Source organism: Promicromonospora kroppenstedtii (assembly GCF_044389675.1).
GTDB classification, from domain to species: domain Bacteria; phylum Actinomycetota; class Actinomycetes; order Actinomycetales; family Cellulomonadaceae; genus Promicromonospora; species Promicromonospora kroppenstedtii.
Map to the genome: position 1 here is coordinate 315,587 of NZ_JBIRYI010000001.1, position 14,824 is coordinate 330,410.

Consider the following 14,824-nt stretch of genomic DNA (forward strand, 5'->3'; position numbering starts at 1 on the left):
CCGGGCTGGGCGGGTGAAGGCCGTCAGTGGTGGACGCCGATCGGCGGCTGGGCGAGCTCGATGAGCTCCCGTGCCTGCTCGGGGAACCACTGGCCCGCGGCCGGGTCGACCATGCCGCGCTCGGGGTCCTCCGGCCCGCCGAGGCCGCGGAAGCACTCGCCGTCGGACTCGCCGGGGATCTTGATCCACAGCAGGGCGTCGACGAGCTCGTTGCCGGTGTCGGTCGTGGGCCGCAGGCCGAGTCCACGGTCGGGCGGGTTGCACCACGTCTCGGCGTCGGGATAGACGCCCGCGGGCGCGGCCCAGGCGCCCCGGCCGTTGCGGCTCGTGTCGACGACGAAGTGCGTGGTGGGCTCGACGTCGCCCAGCGCCGCCTCGTAGCGCGAGTCGATGCCCGCGGTGTTCAGCGCCGGGTCGGCCGCCGTCGGGCTCCAGACTCCCTGGTTGGACAAGGTCACGCCGGTCCAGTCGTTCGCGGGGCCGCCGCTCCAGTACTGGTTGCCGCAGTTCGCGTAGTCGCCGGACGAGACCTCCGTGACGTAGGCGATGCACTGGGAGATCCAGGTGCCGTAGGCCACGCTGTTCTCGGTGAACTCGTAGTTGGACACGTTCAGGAAGAATCCGTCCGCGCGCTCGACCCCGGCCTTGACGAGCCGGTCGGCGGCCTCGCCCACGTTCAGCCAGGACGTGTTCGTGCCGTCGAGGTACACGACGGCGTTCGGCAGCTCCTGCAGGCGGTCGACGGCGTAGTTGAGCATCTCGAACCGCTCCGCCGCGGCGTCCCTGCCCGTGGTCTCGGGGTCGTACTCCGGCGGCCGGCAGTTCTCGAGCTGCCCGTCCAGCGTCGTGTACCAGGGGATGACGCCGAGCCCGTCGGGCTCGAGGACGACGGCGACCTCCTCCCGGCCGATGCCGGCGGCGAAGCCGTCGATCCACGCCTTGTACTCCGCGACGTCGCGGGCGCCGCCGGCCGAGTAGAGCGCGCAGTCACGGAACGGGATGTTGTACGCGACCAGCACGGGGACCTTGGTGCCGGTGCGCTTCACCAGCTTGTGGACGTCCCGTTCCACCTCGGCGGGGCTGCCGTCCGTGAACCACGTGGAGCTGGGGATCTTGCTGAGCAGCAGCGCGTCCCGCCTCGCCTGGCCGCGCAGGGCGTGCGCTGCCTCCTTCGTGGAGCTCTGCGGGTTGGTGTAGAGCGTGGTCCCGGGGCCGAGGACGTCGTTGGCCGCCCAGGCTTGGCTGGCGCCGCCGCTGCCGAGCAGGGCGGTGCCGCCGAACAGGGCGGTGCCGAGCGCGCACGCGGTGAGCGCGGCCAGGAGCCGGCGGGGTCGTTTCATGAGGGATCTCCCAGGGTCTCTGCGAACGCGTCGTTGCGTGTTCGTCGCGGTGCTGCATGGGACGTGCACAGAACTGGAAGATTGTGGAAGCGCTCCCAGTCCGACCATGGTGTTGGGAGGTGGGGGAGTGTGTCAAGGCGTCCGGCGCAGCCAGTACCACCCGAGCACCACGCAGACGAGGCCGTTGAGGACCCCCACGGCGACATCGCTCGGATAGTGCATCCCTCGGTACAACCGGGAGTAGATGACGAGCAGGGGGAGTGCCAGCAGCACGACGGTCACGCTGACGCGCAGCCACGCATATCGGATCCTCTGGGCCATGAGCGCGAGCGAGACGTAGAGCGCCACCGAGGCGCCGGAGTGGCCGCTCGGGAAGCTCGAGGTCGGCGGTGCCGCGTCGAGCTGTTCCACCTCGGGGCGTTCGGCGCTCACGACGAGCGCCGCCAGCATGAAGACCGCCGCCTGGACGGCGACCGCGATCGCCGGGACCACCGCGTACCACCACTGCCTGGTGCGCCACCAGACGACGCCGACCACGACGAGACAGATCCCGATGATCGTCTCGGTCGTCCCCAGCACGCCCCAGACCTCCGTGAGGAGGTCGAGGGTCCCCGTGCGCTGCGCGACGAACCATTCGTTGACCGCGTTCTCCCGCTCTCTGAGCCCCGCCAGGGGGCCGGTCAGGAGGAACCCGATTCCCACGACGAGCACCCACCACACCGCTGCCGGGACGCCGACCCGCAGGCCGAGGTCGCGGCGCACCTCGCGCCCGTCGGGCGTCGAGGTGTCGTCGGTCCACCGATCGAGGTCGAGCATCAGGCGGACGTACCCGGCTCGCGGCGCGGCGCCGACCAGTGCTGGTAGGCGAGGTACGACGCCAGCACGAGACCGACGCCGAAGAGGAGACCGGCCACCACGTCGGAGGGGTAGTGGACGCCGAGCATGACCCGGTCGACCCCCGTCGCGACCGTGAGCACCACCGCCCCCGCCACCGCGGCGGCCCGCATGGCCCGCGACCTGAGCGACGGCCACACGAGCACCACCAGCGCCGTCGTCATCGCCGCCGTGTTCGCGGCGTGCCCCGACGGGAACGAGAAGCCGCCCGCGCTCTCCACCGGCTGGTCCAGCACCGGCCGCGCGCGGCGCACGAGCTCCTTCAGCAGGTTGGACAGGCCCCAGGCCGTGAGGATCGTCGTGAGTGCCCACCAGGTGCGCGTGGTGCTGCCGGTGCGCCACCAGTAGACGAGGCAGATCGCTCCGACGGGCACGAGCAGGTGGACTGCGAGGAAGGCCCACTGCCATGTGATGAGTGCGCGCAGCAGCCCGGGATGCTGGGCGGCGAACGCAGCGCCCTCCGTCACGGCGAGCTCGTCGAGCTGGACGAGCGGCGGCCACTGTTCACGCACGAGCAGCGCGATGACGACGACGGCAGCTCCGGTCGCGACACCGACGAGCGCAGCGCGTACCAGGCGGCGCGCGCGAGGTGTGGTCGCCTGCGCCGCGCCGGCGGTCTGCGGACCGCGGGCGGGGGTGCGGTGCCGTGCTGGGCTCATGTCGACACGGTCCCACAGGGGGTCGTCACTGGCGTCTGGTGGCGCGTGCCGCTTCCCCGCATCGGTGCGGGCGGGCGGGAGGCTCGACGTTCCTTCGAGGCGTCTCGGCCCGGTTGCTGGCGCTCGCGGTGCGGGCGCGGCATCGTTGCCCCTCGGGTGCCGCGTTGTGCGCTCCGGGGGATATGTGGACAGGGGTGCGGGGATGAAGCGGCGACGTGACCGGCTGGCAAGCCGACGTCGGGCATTGGGGCTGAGCCAGGAGGCGCTCGCGGAGCGGCTGGGAATCGAGCGCACCACGGTCGCTCGCTGGGAGTCTGGCGAGACCCAGCCCTTGGCGTGGTTCCGACCGCGCCTCGCCACCGTCCTTCAGGTGTCGGTGGACGATCTGGATGTGATGATCCGCAATGTCGACGAGCGTGCCGACACCGTTGGGCGCAAGCAGTCGAGGTTACGTATCGCGATCTGCGGCAGCCGGGTCGCGGGCAGCGACGCAGGACTGATCGATGCGACGGTCGCTGAGCTTGCCCGGCTCGTCGTGTCGGAGAACCTTGACGTCAACCATGGACCGATCGGCGTTGGTATCGAAGTCATGACGTATGTGGCGGACCAGTTCCGACCGTCCGGTTTCACCATGACCGCGGCGCTGTTCGAGCACGAGAACGTGGTCCGTGGCGCGGATCTGTTCCTCGTGATCGGTGGCGGAGCGGGGACTGCCGCGGAGGTGACGCTCGCACGGCAGGCTGGCAGGACGATCGTGCCGTTCCCTCGCACGGGCGGCACCGCGAGCCGCTGCTATGAACAGATGCGAGCTGATCCACGTCATCATGGTGGCCTTGCGGGTTCCGTTCTCGACGAGATCGGGGCCTGTGAGAACTCGGCGCAGTACGGAATGCTCGTTGAGCGCATCGTCTCGATGAAGGTGAGGGCCTGAGAATGACCAGCCGACCGTATGTCGTGCTTTCTGTGGCGGCGAGCCTCGACGGGTACATCGACGACGCGACGCCCGAGCGGCTGCTGCTGTCCAACGACGAGGATTTCGACCGGGTCGACAGCGTGCGGGCCGATGTCGACGCGATCCTCGTGGGGGCCAGTACGATCCGGGCTGACAATCCTCGACTGATGGTCCGCTCGGAGGAGCGCCGGGCGAAGCGGCTTGCCGACGGGAGGCCGGAGACTCCCGTGAAGGTGACTGTCACGGCCAGCGGAGACATCGACCCCGAGGCGAAGTTCTTTGCGACCGGTGACATCGACAAGATCGTGTACACCACGGCGGCCGCTGCGCCGGCACTGTCCGATCGGATGGGACCGGCCGCCTCGGTCGTGGAGCTTGGGGACAGTGTCGACCCGGCCGGTGTTCTGACCGATCTGGCCGCGCGTGGCGTGGAACGGCTGATGGTCGAAGGCGGCGGAACGATTCACACAATGTTCCTGTCCGCAGGGCTCGTGGACGAGCTGCATGTGGTGTTCGCGCCGTTCTTCGTCGGCGACGAGAGTGCGCCGCGCTTCGTCAATCCCAGCGGCTTCCCGCAGGACAGCAAGCACCGGATGGCCCTGGTCGAGACGCGTGCCATTGGTGACTGCGTGCTGCTGCGCTATATTCCGCGGCGATGAGCGAGTTCCGCGAGTCCCGAGACAGGGCTCTTCTTGAGCAGGCCATCGGACTGGCCTGGCGGTGCCCTCCGTCCGAGACGGCGTTCTCGGTCGGAGCGATGGTCGTGGCCGATGACGGCACGGTTCTGGGTACGGGATGGTCGCGGCGGGGCGATCTTCATGAGCACGCCGAAGAAGCCGCACTTGCTGATGTCGGCGAGGCGGACCGCGGCCTGCTTGCCACTGCCACGATCTACACCTCCCTCGAACCGTGCAGCACACGTGCGTCACGCCCCGTCACCTGCACCCAGCACATCCTGCGGGCCGGCATCCCGCGGGTCGTGTTCGCCTGGCGCGAGCCTGACCTGTTCGTCGACTGCGTCGGTGCCGAGACGCTGCGTGCCGCTGGCCGTGAGGTCCTTGAGCTGGCCGAGCTGGCCGGCGCTGCGCGCGAACCCAATGCGCACCTTCTCCCGTGAGCTCAGAGTCCGCGCCCGACGGGGACGGATCCCACGACGAGTGACCCTGCTGGCGGTCTGACCTGGCTCGCCGTCGGAAAGACGGCCCTGTGCTCCGCGGACGGTGCCGTCAGCCTCCCAGGGTCACCCGTATCGGCGCTGGTCAGAGGCTGGATGCCACAACTCTGCTACAGCACTGCGTCATCGCTGCGATGGGTTGAGCATTCCTGCTCGGATTTGATGGGTCCACCAGGCAAGCGACGGTCCGAAACCGTCGTCTGCCCGCGGCCAGCTCCATGGCCGTTCGGACACCTCACGAGAAGGAGTATGCGATGGAGACCAAGTCCTCGGATGTTCTCGCCGATCACAACACCGTGGCGGTCGAGCCGCCGGTGGTGACCGAGCTGGGCACCCTTACGCGACTGACGCTGGGTCAGGGCAAGAACGACACCGCCGACATGAAGAAGTACTACTACTGACCGACCTGCAGCGACGAGACGGGAGGCCTGATCCGATGCGTAGCTTCGGTGGATCGATTACGACGGGGGCGGACCTCCCGCCCCGTCCTGCGGGCAGTCGCATGCTGCGGTCACGGTATGTAGCGGTGTGGCTACTAGGTGCCTGGCCGGATGACCAGGTGCACGTCCTCAATGGTCCGGATTGGTGGTGCGTCGTTCTGGGCGAGGTCACGTGTGGCCACACAGAGCTGGCTCGCCAGGCACGTCGGTTCGCCAGCCGACTGGAGGTCGAACCGTTGATCGACCGGGGCGGGAACAGCCACGTCGTCTGGGCGGATGCCCGGCGGACCATCGTCACCGGTGACGTCGCCGGAACCCGTCTCGTGTTCCACGCGGTTCATGACGGTGCCGCACACTTCGCGTCTTCGTCCTACGTCTTGGCCGATCTGCTGGGAACCGGAGTCGATCAGGGATGGCTGGGGCTACGACTCTCGTGCCCGGATGTCATTCCGCTCTCGACACGATCGGCACACGAACGAGTGGCAGTCGTGCCGCCCACCAGGATGCTCGTCCTACGGCCCAGCCACGCACCGACGACCATGGGCCGGCCACCGAGGAACGCTGCGCTGAGTCTTGCTGCCGGTGGCAATCGGCTCTACGAGGCGCTGCGTGCCGAGGTCGGTGCCCCGTTGACCGGGCTTGTCACCTCGGACCTTTCCGGTGGCCTGGACTCAAGCTCGGTCGCAGCACTAGCCGCACGAGCGGTGCCCCTGATCGGGCTCACCCTTGATGCGGCACAGGTGGGAAATGAAGACCTGGCTCATGCCACGCGGATTGCCGCAACGCAGCCGATGCTTCGGCATGAGGTGCGTCGGATCCCCAAAACCGTCCTTCCCTACACGGACCTTGACCGGGTCCCGTATACCGACGAGCCGTGGTCCGATGCCGTCCTGTATGCCCGCACCCGCTGGTGGCAGCAACAATTGATGGACCTCGGTTCTTCTGTTCACCTGACAGGCGACGGCGGTGACGCCGTCCTGTCCGGGTCGCCGGCCTATCTTGCGGATCTCGTCTGTGACGTACCGCGCCTCGTCCGCGAAGCGCGTGCTTGGGCACAGCTGCGCACGAGTGCAGCGCTTCCGATCGTCGTCGCGGCCGCACGCCTGGCCAGGACGTCGGAGCGGTCCGCACGGAGAAGGCTCGTCCGTGAGCTTCGTACCGGTCGCTCGTCGCACCAAGGAGCGGCAGGCCGGCTGCGGTGGTTCGGAGCACCCGACGCAGCCTGGCTTACCACCGAGGGCCGCCGTGCGGCCGCTGAATGTGTGCCTCTGCCTGACGACCGCGCCGGAGACGAGGGACCAATCGGGGATCGCATCGCCGGCAACGCGGTCCTGACGTTTGGGAGGGACCACCGCATCGATCTGGAGATAGCTCAGGCGCATGGCCTGCGTCAGGTGGCTCCCTTCGTGACTGACCGGGTGGTGCGCGCATGTCTCTCAGTACCCGTGTGCGAACGCACTAGTGCATTCATCGCCAAGCCTCTGCTGCGGGCGGCCCTGAGCCAGCACGTTCCTGCATTGGTTCTGGACCGGTCCACCAAGGGCGACTACACCGCGCTCCACTACGCGGGCCTGTCTCGCAACGCCGGCGACCTGCGTGCCCTCTTCACAAGCTCGCGTCTGGTCGCCTCCGGGCTGGTCGAACACCAGCACGCGGCCACGGTGCTCGATCGGGCGATCTGCGGTGCCGATGTCCGCCTGGCCGGCATCAACGACCTGATCGCCACCGAGGTCTGGCTCCGCTCCGAAGAGGTTCGTTCTCGCATTTCCTGGATCACCCGAGAGGAGGCGGCAGATGGCGCTCCGCTATCGGCTGGCCGACCAGGTCACGTCCACACCGACGCCTGACGGCGGCAGCGTACTGATCGACGTTGCCCGTGACCGCGTCTATGCCCTGAACCCCACCGCTGCTGCATTGCTCTGCACGCTCGTGGAGGGGCCAGGCGGACCGATACCGGACATCGTCGAGCGCATCGCGCGACAGGATGACACGCAGGCCGCGACCTGGACCGAACATCTGCGCACTACTCTGCTCGGCGGCCGCCTCATCCAGGAGGCAGGAGCATGAGCGTGACGATGGCGGCCCCCCAGGTCGGGCGGATGTCCGGATCGAAGACTGTGCTGGCATTCATCGCCCTCGTGCTGGTGATCGCCTTCCTGAGGCTCTTGCCTCTTCGGGTCTTACTCGCGGCAACGAGGTGCTTCAACGGTCGTGCGCATGACCTGGCTACGGTGGATCAGGCCCACGCGTTGGTGCGGACCGTTCGCCGCGCGGCGACCTGGTGGCCAGGTCGTGCTGCCTGTCTCGAGATCTCACTGACGACGACGTGGCTGGCCGCCCTACGCGGGCGAGCCGTGGTGTGGTGCCACGGCGTGCAGGTCCACCCGTACACGTTCCATGCGTGGGTCGAGGCCGACGGCGTTCCGGTCGACGAACCCGCGACCACGCCTTCTTTTCTGCGCACCATGACGATCCCGCCCGTACTCGAAGGAGCCACCCATGACCACCGCCGTTGCCAACGCGGTCGCCGCTGTCGACTACGACCACTTCGTCACTGAGCCGGACGGCTCCACACTCCCTCAGTCTTCCAGCGTCGCTTCGATCCAGAAGATGCTCGAAGACCTCGATGTCCGGCCCGGACACCGCGTCCTGGAGATCGGCACCGGATCCGGTTACACGTCCGCGCTGCTCGCCAGCCTTGTCGGCCCGAGTGGACTCGTGAGATCGGTCGAGGTGTTCGCCGACCTGGTGCCCCGGGCGCAGGCTCGCCTGGAAGCGACCGGCGTCACGAACGTGACTGTGAGCAACGGCGATGGTTATGCGGGCGACTCGGGTGGAGCGCCTTACGACCGTGTCGTGGCCTGGGCGACCCCGCACGTGATCCCGTCTGCTTGGATCGACCAGGTTGCCCGGGACGCCGTCATCGTGGCACCGGTCAAGGTCGCAGAACTTGCGACTGCGCACGCGATCGTTGCCGTCACAGTGACCGCCGGGCATCCGCGAGTTGTCGCAGTGCGACCTGGTGGGTATATCGAGATGCATCCCGAACCCGTTACCGTATTTGGACTGCCGCTTCGCTATGTCACGGCATCCCACGTCCCTGATGATGCCGAACCGTGGTGGATCAGTAGCCTGGCGCAACGGAAGGTCCCCGGGGCGCTCGGCCTGGTACTGGACCGGCTCAGGACCGGGCCTGACGTGTCGAACACGCCGCTTGTGGCGGCGGAAGAACTCGACGACTTCAGGGCTTGGTTGTATGAGACCGTTCCGGACGAGCTGGCTACCGCCGGGCTCTCTGATCGCTTCACCAGCATCGGTATGGCCAATGAAGACGGCGCCGCATTCCTCACGGACGGCGAACTGGTCACCTCGGGGGATTCCGATGCAACACGAGTGCTGACTGGGTGGATCGAGCAGTGGCGGGAAGCAGGACGCCCGGGCTGGGCCGACGTAGCAGGTGTCGTCGTGCCGAACGCTGAGGGATGGAAAGTGCGCTTGACGCTCTAAGTGCGTCCTGCAGCTGAACTCTTCTGAGGACGCGTCGGCGGTAGACCAAAGCGCTCGGCCTGGTCTGGATCGTGGTTCTTGCCGGCCGGCCGAGCGAGGCAGATGAAGCGCGGGCGTTGTGGCTCCGGGTCCTGGCCCAGTCCCGAAGGGCTATTTAGGGCCACTCGGCGCCGCTTCCAGCCCTCCAGAATGCACGAAGCCCAGGTCAGAAACACTCTCTGACCTGGGCTTCCGCACTCTGAGCGGGCGACGGGAATCGAACCCGCGTAATTAGTTTGGAAGACTAAGGCTCTACCATTGAGCTACGCCCGCAAGCCCGCGCTCGAAGCACGGTGCGGGCGTTACCTTAGCAAACCTCGCGCCCTGTCAGCGGCTCCGTCCGCGTGGCGCCCTGCCCGCGCCGCCGCGAACCGCTCGCACCACCGGACCGCCGGCCGCCTCAAGAAGGCCGCGTTCCCTCCGGCGCCTCCTGGCCGACGTCGGTCCACACCTCCGTCATCTCCACGATGAGCCCGTCCCGCACGGTGATGAACGTCGCCACCTCGAAGTGCTCCAGCTCGCCGTCGGACATCCCCGTGACATGCGCACGGCCTGCGGCGCGGTCGCCGTCCGCCACGCAGTCCTCGAGACGCAGGTTCTGGAAGCCCGGGTACTCCGCGTTGAGCCGCACCCACGCGTCGGCGCCGTAGGTCTCGCCGGTGTGCACGTAACGGCAGGTGAAGGCCGGATCCAGCAGGCTCGGCAGGTCGTCCCACCGGTGCCCGTCAATGACCTCCGCGAGCCGTTCCATGACCTCTTGAGCTGACATTCACGCAGCATCCCACGACGTCAGCCCACCACCTCTTGCCCCACCGCCCGGAACGCCTCCAGCGCCGTCCGCACCGCCAACCGCTCCGCATGATCCGGCCGCAGGATCGCCACGATCCACCGCGCAGCATCCATGCCGTGCACCGGCCGCAGAACCAGCCGATCACCCGGCGCCGTCGAGTACCGGGGCAGCACCCCCACACGATCGCTCGATGCCACCAGAGCCTCGATCAGCCGGTTGTCGCGCAGCCGCTGCGCCACCCGCACGGGCTGCCCCGCCGTCGTCTCGACCGCGATGCGCAGCCCGTCGAACGGGTACCCGAGCGGCACCCCGTACCACTCGTAGGCCACCAGGTCTCGCGCCGTGACCCGCGTCTTCGCGGCAAGCGGATGCCCCGCGCGCAGAGCGATGTCCAGCGGCTCCCGCAGCAGGGCCGCCGTGACCAGGTGCCCGGCGCCCGTCGGCACCGGCCCGGTGAAGCTGTGCCCGATCACGATGTCGTGGTCGGCGACCATCTCCGAGTACTCGGACTCCGCGATATCCATATCGGTGCACTCCAGCGTCACCCCCGTCGAGGCGAGCCGCTCCAGCACGCCCGGTAGCAGCACCGTCGCCGCGCTCGGCAGCGTCGCCACCCGCACCGTGCCCGACGCCGAGCCCATGAACTCGTCCCACCGCGCCTGCACCTGGGCGACCGTCCGGGAGACCTCCCGTCCGCCGTCGGCCAGGAGGCGGCCCGCCTCGGTGAGCCGCAGGCCCCGGCCGTGCGGCTCGACGAGCGGGATGCCGCGCAGCTCCCGCTGGGCGGTGCGCAGCTGCTGCGACACCGCCGACGGCGTCCGGTGCGTCGCCCTGGCCACGGCCGTCACGGACCCACGGTCGGCGAACTCGCGCAGCAGGTCGAGGTGGCGCGGGTCCAGGCGCGAGAGGTCGTTCATGTAGGCAGCCTACAAGGAGCCGTAGAACATTTCGCTTGTCCTTCAACTCAGATCGGACGACGCTCAGCACATGCCGATCTCGCACCGCCTGCTCGCCGTGTCCGTCGCGGTCATGTGGGGGCTCAACTTCATCGCTATCCACGCCTCGCTGGAACAGTTCCCGCCGTTCCTGCTCGCGGCGCTGCGGTTCGCGGTCATCGCCGTCCCTACGATCCTGCTCGTGCCGCGTCCGAGGGTGCCGGTGCGGTGGCTGCTCGGCTACGGCATCGGGTTCGGCACCCTGCAGTTCCTGTTCCTCTACTGGGGCATGGCGGCCGGGATGCCGACGGGCCTCGCGTCGCTGGTGCTCCAGTCGTCGGCGCCGTTCACGGTGCTGCTCGGCGCCACGGTGTTCCGCGAGCGCGTGTCCGCCCGGCAGGTCGTGGGCCTCTCTGTCGCGACCCTCGGGCTTGCCGTCGTCGGCTGGTCCCAGGCGCAGGCCGCGGCGTTCGGTCCGTTCCTCCTGGTCCTGGCCGGCGGCTTCGGCTGGGCGATCGGCAACGTCTCCAGCGCCCGCGCCAAGGCGCCGAACCCGCTGCACCTGACCCTGTGGATGTCCGTGGTGCCGCCGATCCCGATGCTGGCGTTGTCGCTGGTCATCGAGGGGCCCGACGCCATCGCCGGCTCGTTCGTCCCCGGACCGGCCATGGGCCCAGCGCTCCTCGGCCTCGCCTACACGGTCCTGATCGGCACCCTGGCCGGCTCCGGCGTCTGGACCTGGCTCATGGCCCGGCACCCCGCGGGCGTCGTCGCCCCGTTCTCCATGCTGGTTCCCGTGGTCGGCCTGAGCACGTCGGCCGTGCTGCTCGGCGAGCAGATCGGGGTGTGGACGGCGACCGGGGCGGCACTCGTCATCGCCGGAGTGCTCTGGGGCGCGCGGCGCAAAGCACCACGCACCCCAGAACACCTCACCCCTTCACCGACCCCGACGCCAGCCCTGCCACGTAGTACCGCTGGAGCGCCACGTACAGGATGACGCACGGGATCATCGCGATGACCGACCCCGCCGCCAGCAGCCCGAAGTTGACCTGCCCGTACGCCCCCTGCTGCAGGTTCACCAGCGACACCGGCAGCGTGTAGAGGCTGGAGTCGGTCAGGAACGTCAGCGCCCCGAGGAACTCCGTCCACGACGCCAGGAACGCGTACAGGGCGGCGGTCGCGGTCCCCGGCACCACGAGCGGCCGCAGCACCGACACCAGAATCCGGATCGTGCCCGCCCCGTCAACGTGCGCCGAGTCCTCGAGCTCCGCCGGCACCGCGGCGAACGTGTTGCGCATGACGAAGATGCCGAACGGCAGGTTCACCGTCGTGTAGAAGAGCACCAGGCCGAACAGGCTGTCCGTGAGCCCCATGACGTTCATCTGCAGGTAGAGCGGCGTCAGGATCGCCTGGAACGGGATCATCAGCGTGACCAGCACCAGCCCGAACAGCACCGTGCGCCCCCGGAACGGGAACCGCGCGAAGCCGTACCCGGCCAGCGTCGCGAGCACCGCGGTGAGCACCGCCGTCGACACCGAGACGATCGCCGAGTTGAGGATGCCGCGCCACACCTCCGGCTGGTCGATCACGGCTTGGAAGTTGACCCACGACAGCTCGAAGAACCGGCCGTCGGGGGCCGCCACGATGACGTCGCCCGGCTGCCCGGCCCGCACGAACGCGACCACCAGCGGCACCAGGAACACCAGCGCGGCCAGGGTCCCGCCCACCACGTAGAGCGTCCGCTTGACCCGGGTGTCCCGCTCGGGCCCGGACGGCGACGCCGGCACCACGGTGGGACGCCGCACCACACGCGCGCCAGCCGGCGCAGTGACCGTAGCCATGTCAGCTCCTCTCCCGCAGCAGCCAGAACTGGGCCGCGGTGACCAGACCGGTGATGACGACCAGCACGAGCGACATCGCCGTCGCCGCACCGAGCTGGAGCTGGACGAACGCCCGCCGGTAGATGGCCATGACGATCGTCGTGGTCTCCGACCCGGGACCGCCCTGGGTCAGGATGTAGAACTGCGTGAACGCGAGGAACGACCCGATGACCGACAGGATCACGGTCATCGCGATGGTCCGGCGCAGCATCGGCACCGTGATCCGCAGCTCCCGCTGCCACCACGAGGCGCCGTCGATCTCCGCCGACTCGTAGACCTCGCGCGGGATGCCCTGCATCCCGGACATGAGCAGCACCATCGTCAGCCCCGACACGCCCCAGACCACCATGACGCACAGCAGGCCCGTGGCGAGCGGCCCGTCGACGAGCCACGCCGTCGTCCCGTCGGTGATGCCCAGCGCCTTGAGCGCCACGTTGACCAGGCCGCTGTTCGGCTGCGCCTCCAGCAGCATGAGGAAGCTGAGCGTCGTCAGCCCGATGACGAACGGGACGAAGAAGATGGTGCGCAGGAGTGTGGCGCCCCGCCGGTTGGACCGCACCAGCACGGCCAGGCCGTACCCGAGCAGCAGGATCGGCAGCGTGACGATCGCCGTGTAGAGCAGCGTGTAGCCCAGCGCGGTCCAGAACGTCGGGTCCGTGAGCACCGAGGCGTAGTTGTCGAGCCCGATGAACCGGTACGGCCCGATCAGCGGGAAGTTGGTCAGCGAGATGTACACCGCCACGACCAGCGGCACGAACACGAACACGACCACCAGCGCGACCGCCGGTGTCACCAGCGCGAGCCCCGTGCGGCTCGGGTGCGTGAGGGTCCCGTACCTGCGGCGGCGCAACGCCTGCGGGGCGGACGTCGCCGTCGTTGTCGGGGCGCTCATGCCTGCGCCTGCCTCAGGATGCGGTCGTACGTGGTCTGGGCCTCCTGCATGGCGGCATCGACCTCCCCGTCGAAGACGGCCGCGCGGAACATGCGCAGCCACGGTCCGTCCTGCTGGTTGTAGATGAGGTTGTAGGCGAGCGTGGTGGGCGCGTACCCGCGGTCGAGCGCCTCCAGCGGAGGCAGCACGAGCGGGTACCTCTCCGCGAACTCGGGCGTGCGGACGTCGGAGCGGACGGGGGAGTAGAAGCCCTCCGGCATCCGCGCCTGCTGCTCGACGGCGACGGCGAACTTCATGAACTCCCACGCCGCCGACGGGTTCCGCGCGCCGTTGAGCATGCAGAGGTTGTCCCCGCCGTCGAAGAACGCCCGGCCGCCGTCGGGCCCGGGGAGCAGCACGACCTTCGTGTGCTCCAGGAGCGCCGAGTCCGCGTTGGGGACGACGACGCCGAAGCCCGCGGGGAACATGCCCAGCCGGCCGGCGGTGTAGTCGGCGGACCAGCGCGAGGCGTCGTCCGAGAAGCTGCCCGGGGGCACGAGCTGCTCCGCCCACAGCGTCCGTTCGAGGTCGAGCGTGCGGCGCAGCGCCTCGTTGCCGACGACGTCGCCGCGCTGGCTGCCGACGTCGCCCGCGATGAGGTCGCGGTCGGTGGCCCAGACGTGCGGCTGGACCGTGAAGCCCAGCGCGCCCGAGGCGTTGCCGGGGAACGACCAGCCGTAGACGTCGTCCTCCAGGGCGCTGATGGCGCGGGCCGCCGCGAGGATGCCGTCGAAGTCCTTCGTGTGCTCGTCGACGTCGAGGCCCGCGCGGTCGAACAGCTCGGTGTTGCAGAACAGCACCGAGAAGTCGCCGATGAACGGCAGCCCGTAGTTCCGGCCGTCCTTGGTGCTCAGGGCCAGGTGACCGGGGCTCAGCGCGTCGCCGATGCCCAGGTCCTCGATGAGCGGCGTCAGGTCCGTGAACGCGCCGCGGTAGGCGAACAGCGTCGAGTAGATGTCGTCGATGTCGATCACGTCGGGCACCCGCCCGCCGCGGATCGCGGTGGCGAGCTTGGTCACGTACTGCCCGTTCTGGATGGGCGTGACCTGCACGCGGATGCGGTCCTGGGCCCGGTGGAACGCGTCGACGACGGCCTGGGTGCCGTTGACGGTGTCGGACCGGCACCACAGGTTCAGGGTGCCCGTCGCGTTCTCGCCGAAGCCCGCGGCCTCGACGTTCGCCGGCCGCAGCGTGCCGCCGCAGCCGGCGAGTGCGGCAGCCGCCGTCGCCGAGCCGGCGAGGGTGAGCAGCTGGCGTCTGGTGAGCTCCATCGCTCTCCTTCC

17 protein-coding genes and 1 tRNA gene are annotated in these 14,824 nt (G+C 69.1%); 9 read left to right on the top strand and 9 right to left on the bottom strand.

Annotation, left to right across the window (positions count from 1 at the left end):
• Positions 1–23: 23 nt before the first annotated feature.
• The 3 genes from ACH47X_RS01420 to ACH47X_RS01430 form a co-directional block, all read right to left on the bottom strand.
• Positions 24–1,340, bottom strand: a complete 1,317-nt coding sequence (locus ACH47X_RS01420; protein ID WP_397400702.1) for a glycoside hydrolase family 6 protein — start codon at positions 1,338–1,340, stop codon at positions 24–26.
• A gap of 132 nt (positions 1,341–1,472) precedes the next feature.
• A complete protein-coding gene (locus tag ACH47X_RS01425) occupies positions 1,473–2,156 on the bottom strand; it encodes a phosphatase PAP2 family protein (protein WP_397400704.1) in 684 nt (227 codons plus the stop codon).
• Positions 2,156–2,893 carry a phosphatase PAP2 family protein gene (locus tag ACH47X_RS01430; protein ID WP_397400706.1) on the bottom strand — a complete coding sequence of 246 codons (738 nt, stop codon included), beginning with the start codon at positions 2,891–2,893 and terminating at the stop codon, positions 2,156–2,158. The genes ACH47X_RS01425 and ACH47X_RS01430 overlap by 1 nt, the downstream gene beginning before the upstream one ends.
• Positions 2,894–3,095: 202 nt before the next feature.
• Here ACH47X_RS01430 and ACH47X_RS01435 point away from each other — a divergent pair, with 202 nt between their 5' ends.
• The 8 genes from ACH47X_RS01435 to ACH47X_RS01470 all read left to right on the top strand — a co-directional run bounded on the left by ACH47X_RS01435 (position 3,096) and on the right by ACH47X_RS01470 (position 8,966).
• Positions 3,096–3,824 carry a helix-turn-helix domain-containing protein gene (locus tag ACH47X_RS01435; protein WP_397400708.1) on the top strand — a complete coding sequence of 243 codons (729 nt, stop codon included), beginning with the start codon at positions 3,096–3,098 and terminating at the stop codon, positions 3,822–3,824.
• A gap of 2 nt (positions 3,825–3,826) precedes the next feature.
• On the top strand, positions 3,827–4,504 hold the full coding sequence (locus tag ACH47X_RS01440; RefSeq protein ID WP_397400710.1) for a RibD family protein: 678 nt from the start codon (positions 3,827–3,829) through the stop codon (positions 4,502–4,504).
• Positions 4,501–4,962, top strand: coding sequence for a deaminase (locus tag ACH47X_RS01445; protein ID WP_397400712.1), 462 nt, complete (start codon positions 4,501–4,503; stop codon positions 4,960–4,962). Before ACH47X_RS01440 ends, ACH47X_RS01445 begins: the two co-directional genes overlap by 4 nt.
• A gap of 311 nt (positions 4,963–5,273) precedes the next feature.
• A complete protein-coding gene (locus ACH47X_RS01450; protein ID WP_397400714.1) occupies positions 5,274–5,420 on the top strand; it encodes a lasso RiPP family leader peptide-containing protein in 147 nt (48 codons plus the stop codon).
• A gap of 158 nt (positions 5,421–5,578) precedes the next feature.
• Positions 5,579–7,306, top strand: a complete 1,728-nt coding sequence (locus ACH47X_RS01455; protein ID WP_397400716.1) for an asparagine synthase-related protein — start codon at positions 5,579–5,581, stop codon at positions 7,304–7,306.
• On the top strand, positions 7,254–7,526 hold the full coding sequence (gene adfB / locus ACH47X_RS01460; RefSeq protein ID WP_397400718.1) for an actinodefensin-associated protein B: 273 nt from the start codon (positions 7,254–7,256) through the stop codon (positions 7,524–7,526). The genes ACH47X_RS01455 and adfB overlap by 53 nt, the downstream gene beginning before the upstream one ends.
• Positions 7,523–8,017 (top strand): lasso peptide biosynthesis B2 protein, encoded by a 495-nt coding sequence (locus ACH47X_RS01465; protein ID WP_397400720.1) that lies wholly within the window; start codon positions 7,523–7,525, stop codon positions 8,015–8,017. Before adfB ends, ACH47X_RS01465 begins: the two co-directional genes overlap by 4 nt.
• Positions 7,959–8,966: a protein-L-isoaspartate O-methyltransferase gene (locus ACH47X_RS01470; RefSeq protein ID WP_397400722.1), complete on the top strand. Its 1,008-nt coding sequence runs from the start codon at positions 7,959–7,961 to the stop codon at positions 8,964–8,966. The genes ACH47X_RS01465 and ACH47X_RS01470 overlap by 59 nt, the downstream gene beginning before the upstream one ends.
• Positions 8,967–9,207: 241 nt before the next feature.
• Here the strand turns inward: ACH47X_RS01470 and ACH47X_RS01475 are convergent.
• The 3 genes from ACH47X_RS01475 to ACH47X_RS01485 all read right to left on the bottom strand — a co-directional run bounded on the left by ACH47X_RS01475 (position 9,208) and on the right by ACH47X_RS01485 (position 10,712).
• A tRNA-Gly gene (locus ACH47X_RS01475) sits at positions 9,208–9,278 on the bottom strand.
• A gap of 127 nt (positions 9,279–9,405) precedes the next feature.
• Positions 9,406–9,774, bottom strand: coding sequence for a nuclear transport factor 2 family protein (locus ACH47X_RS01480; protein ID WP_084800252.1), 369 nt, complete (start codon positions 9,772–9,774; stop codon positions 9,406–9,408).
• Between the two features lie 20 nt (positions 9,775–9,794).
• Positions 9,795–10,712, bottom strand: coding sequence for a LysR family transcriptional regulator (locus tag ACH47X_RS01485; RefSeq protein ID WP_397400724.1), 918 nt, complete (start codon positions 10,710–10,712; stop codon positions 9,795–9,797).
• A 70-nt stretch (positions 10,713–10,782) separates the two neighbouring features.
• On the opposite strand from ACH47X_RS01485, the gene ACH47X_RS01490 reads away from it, so the two are divergent.
• Positions 10,783–11,727, top strand: a complete 945-nt coding sequence (locus tag ACH47X_RS01490; protein WP_397400726.1) for an EamA family transporter — start codon at positions 10,783–10,785, stop codon at positions 11,725–11,727.
• On the opposite strand, the gene ACH47X_RS01495 is transcribed toward ACH47X_RS01490, so the two are convergent.
• Genes ACH47X_RS01495 through ACH47X_RS01505 form a run of 3 tightly spaced genes read right to left on the bottom strand, consistent with a single transcriptional unit; the run spans position 11,660 to position 14,812 of the window.
• The gene (locus tag ACH47X_RS01495; RefSeq protein WP_397400728.1) at positions 11,660–12,571 is read right to left on the bottom strand and encodes a carbohydrate ABC transporter permease; all 912 of its coding nucleotides are present in this window, start codon (positions 12,569–12,571) and stop codon (positions 11,660–11,662) included. The two genes, ACH47X_RS01490 and ACH47X_RS01495, sit on opposite strands and share 68 nt — an antisense overlap.
• Position 12,572: 1 nt before the next feature.
• Entirely contained in the window at positions 12,573–13,502 is a 930-nt protein-coding gene (locus tag ACH47X_RS01500) for a carbohydrate ABC transporter permease (RefSeq protein WP_142033533.1), read from the bottom strand.
• Positions 13,499–14,812, bottom strand: coding sequence for an ABC transporter substrate-binding protein (locus ACH47X_RS01505; RefSeq protein WP_397400731.1), 1,314 nt, complete (start codon positions 14,810–14,812; stop codon positions 13,499–13,501). The genes ACH47X_RS01500 and ACH47X_RS01505 overlap by 4 nt, the downstream gene beginning before the upstream one ends.
• Between the last annotated feature and the right edge of the window lie 12 nt (positions 14,813–14,824).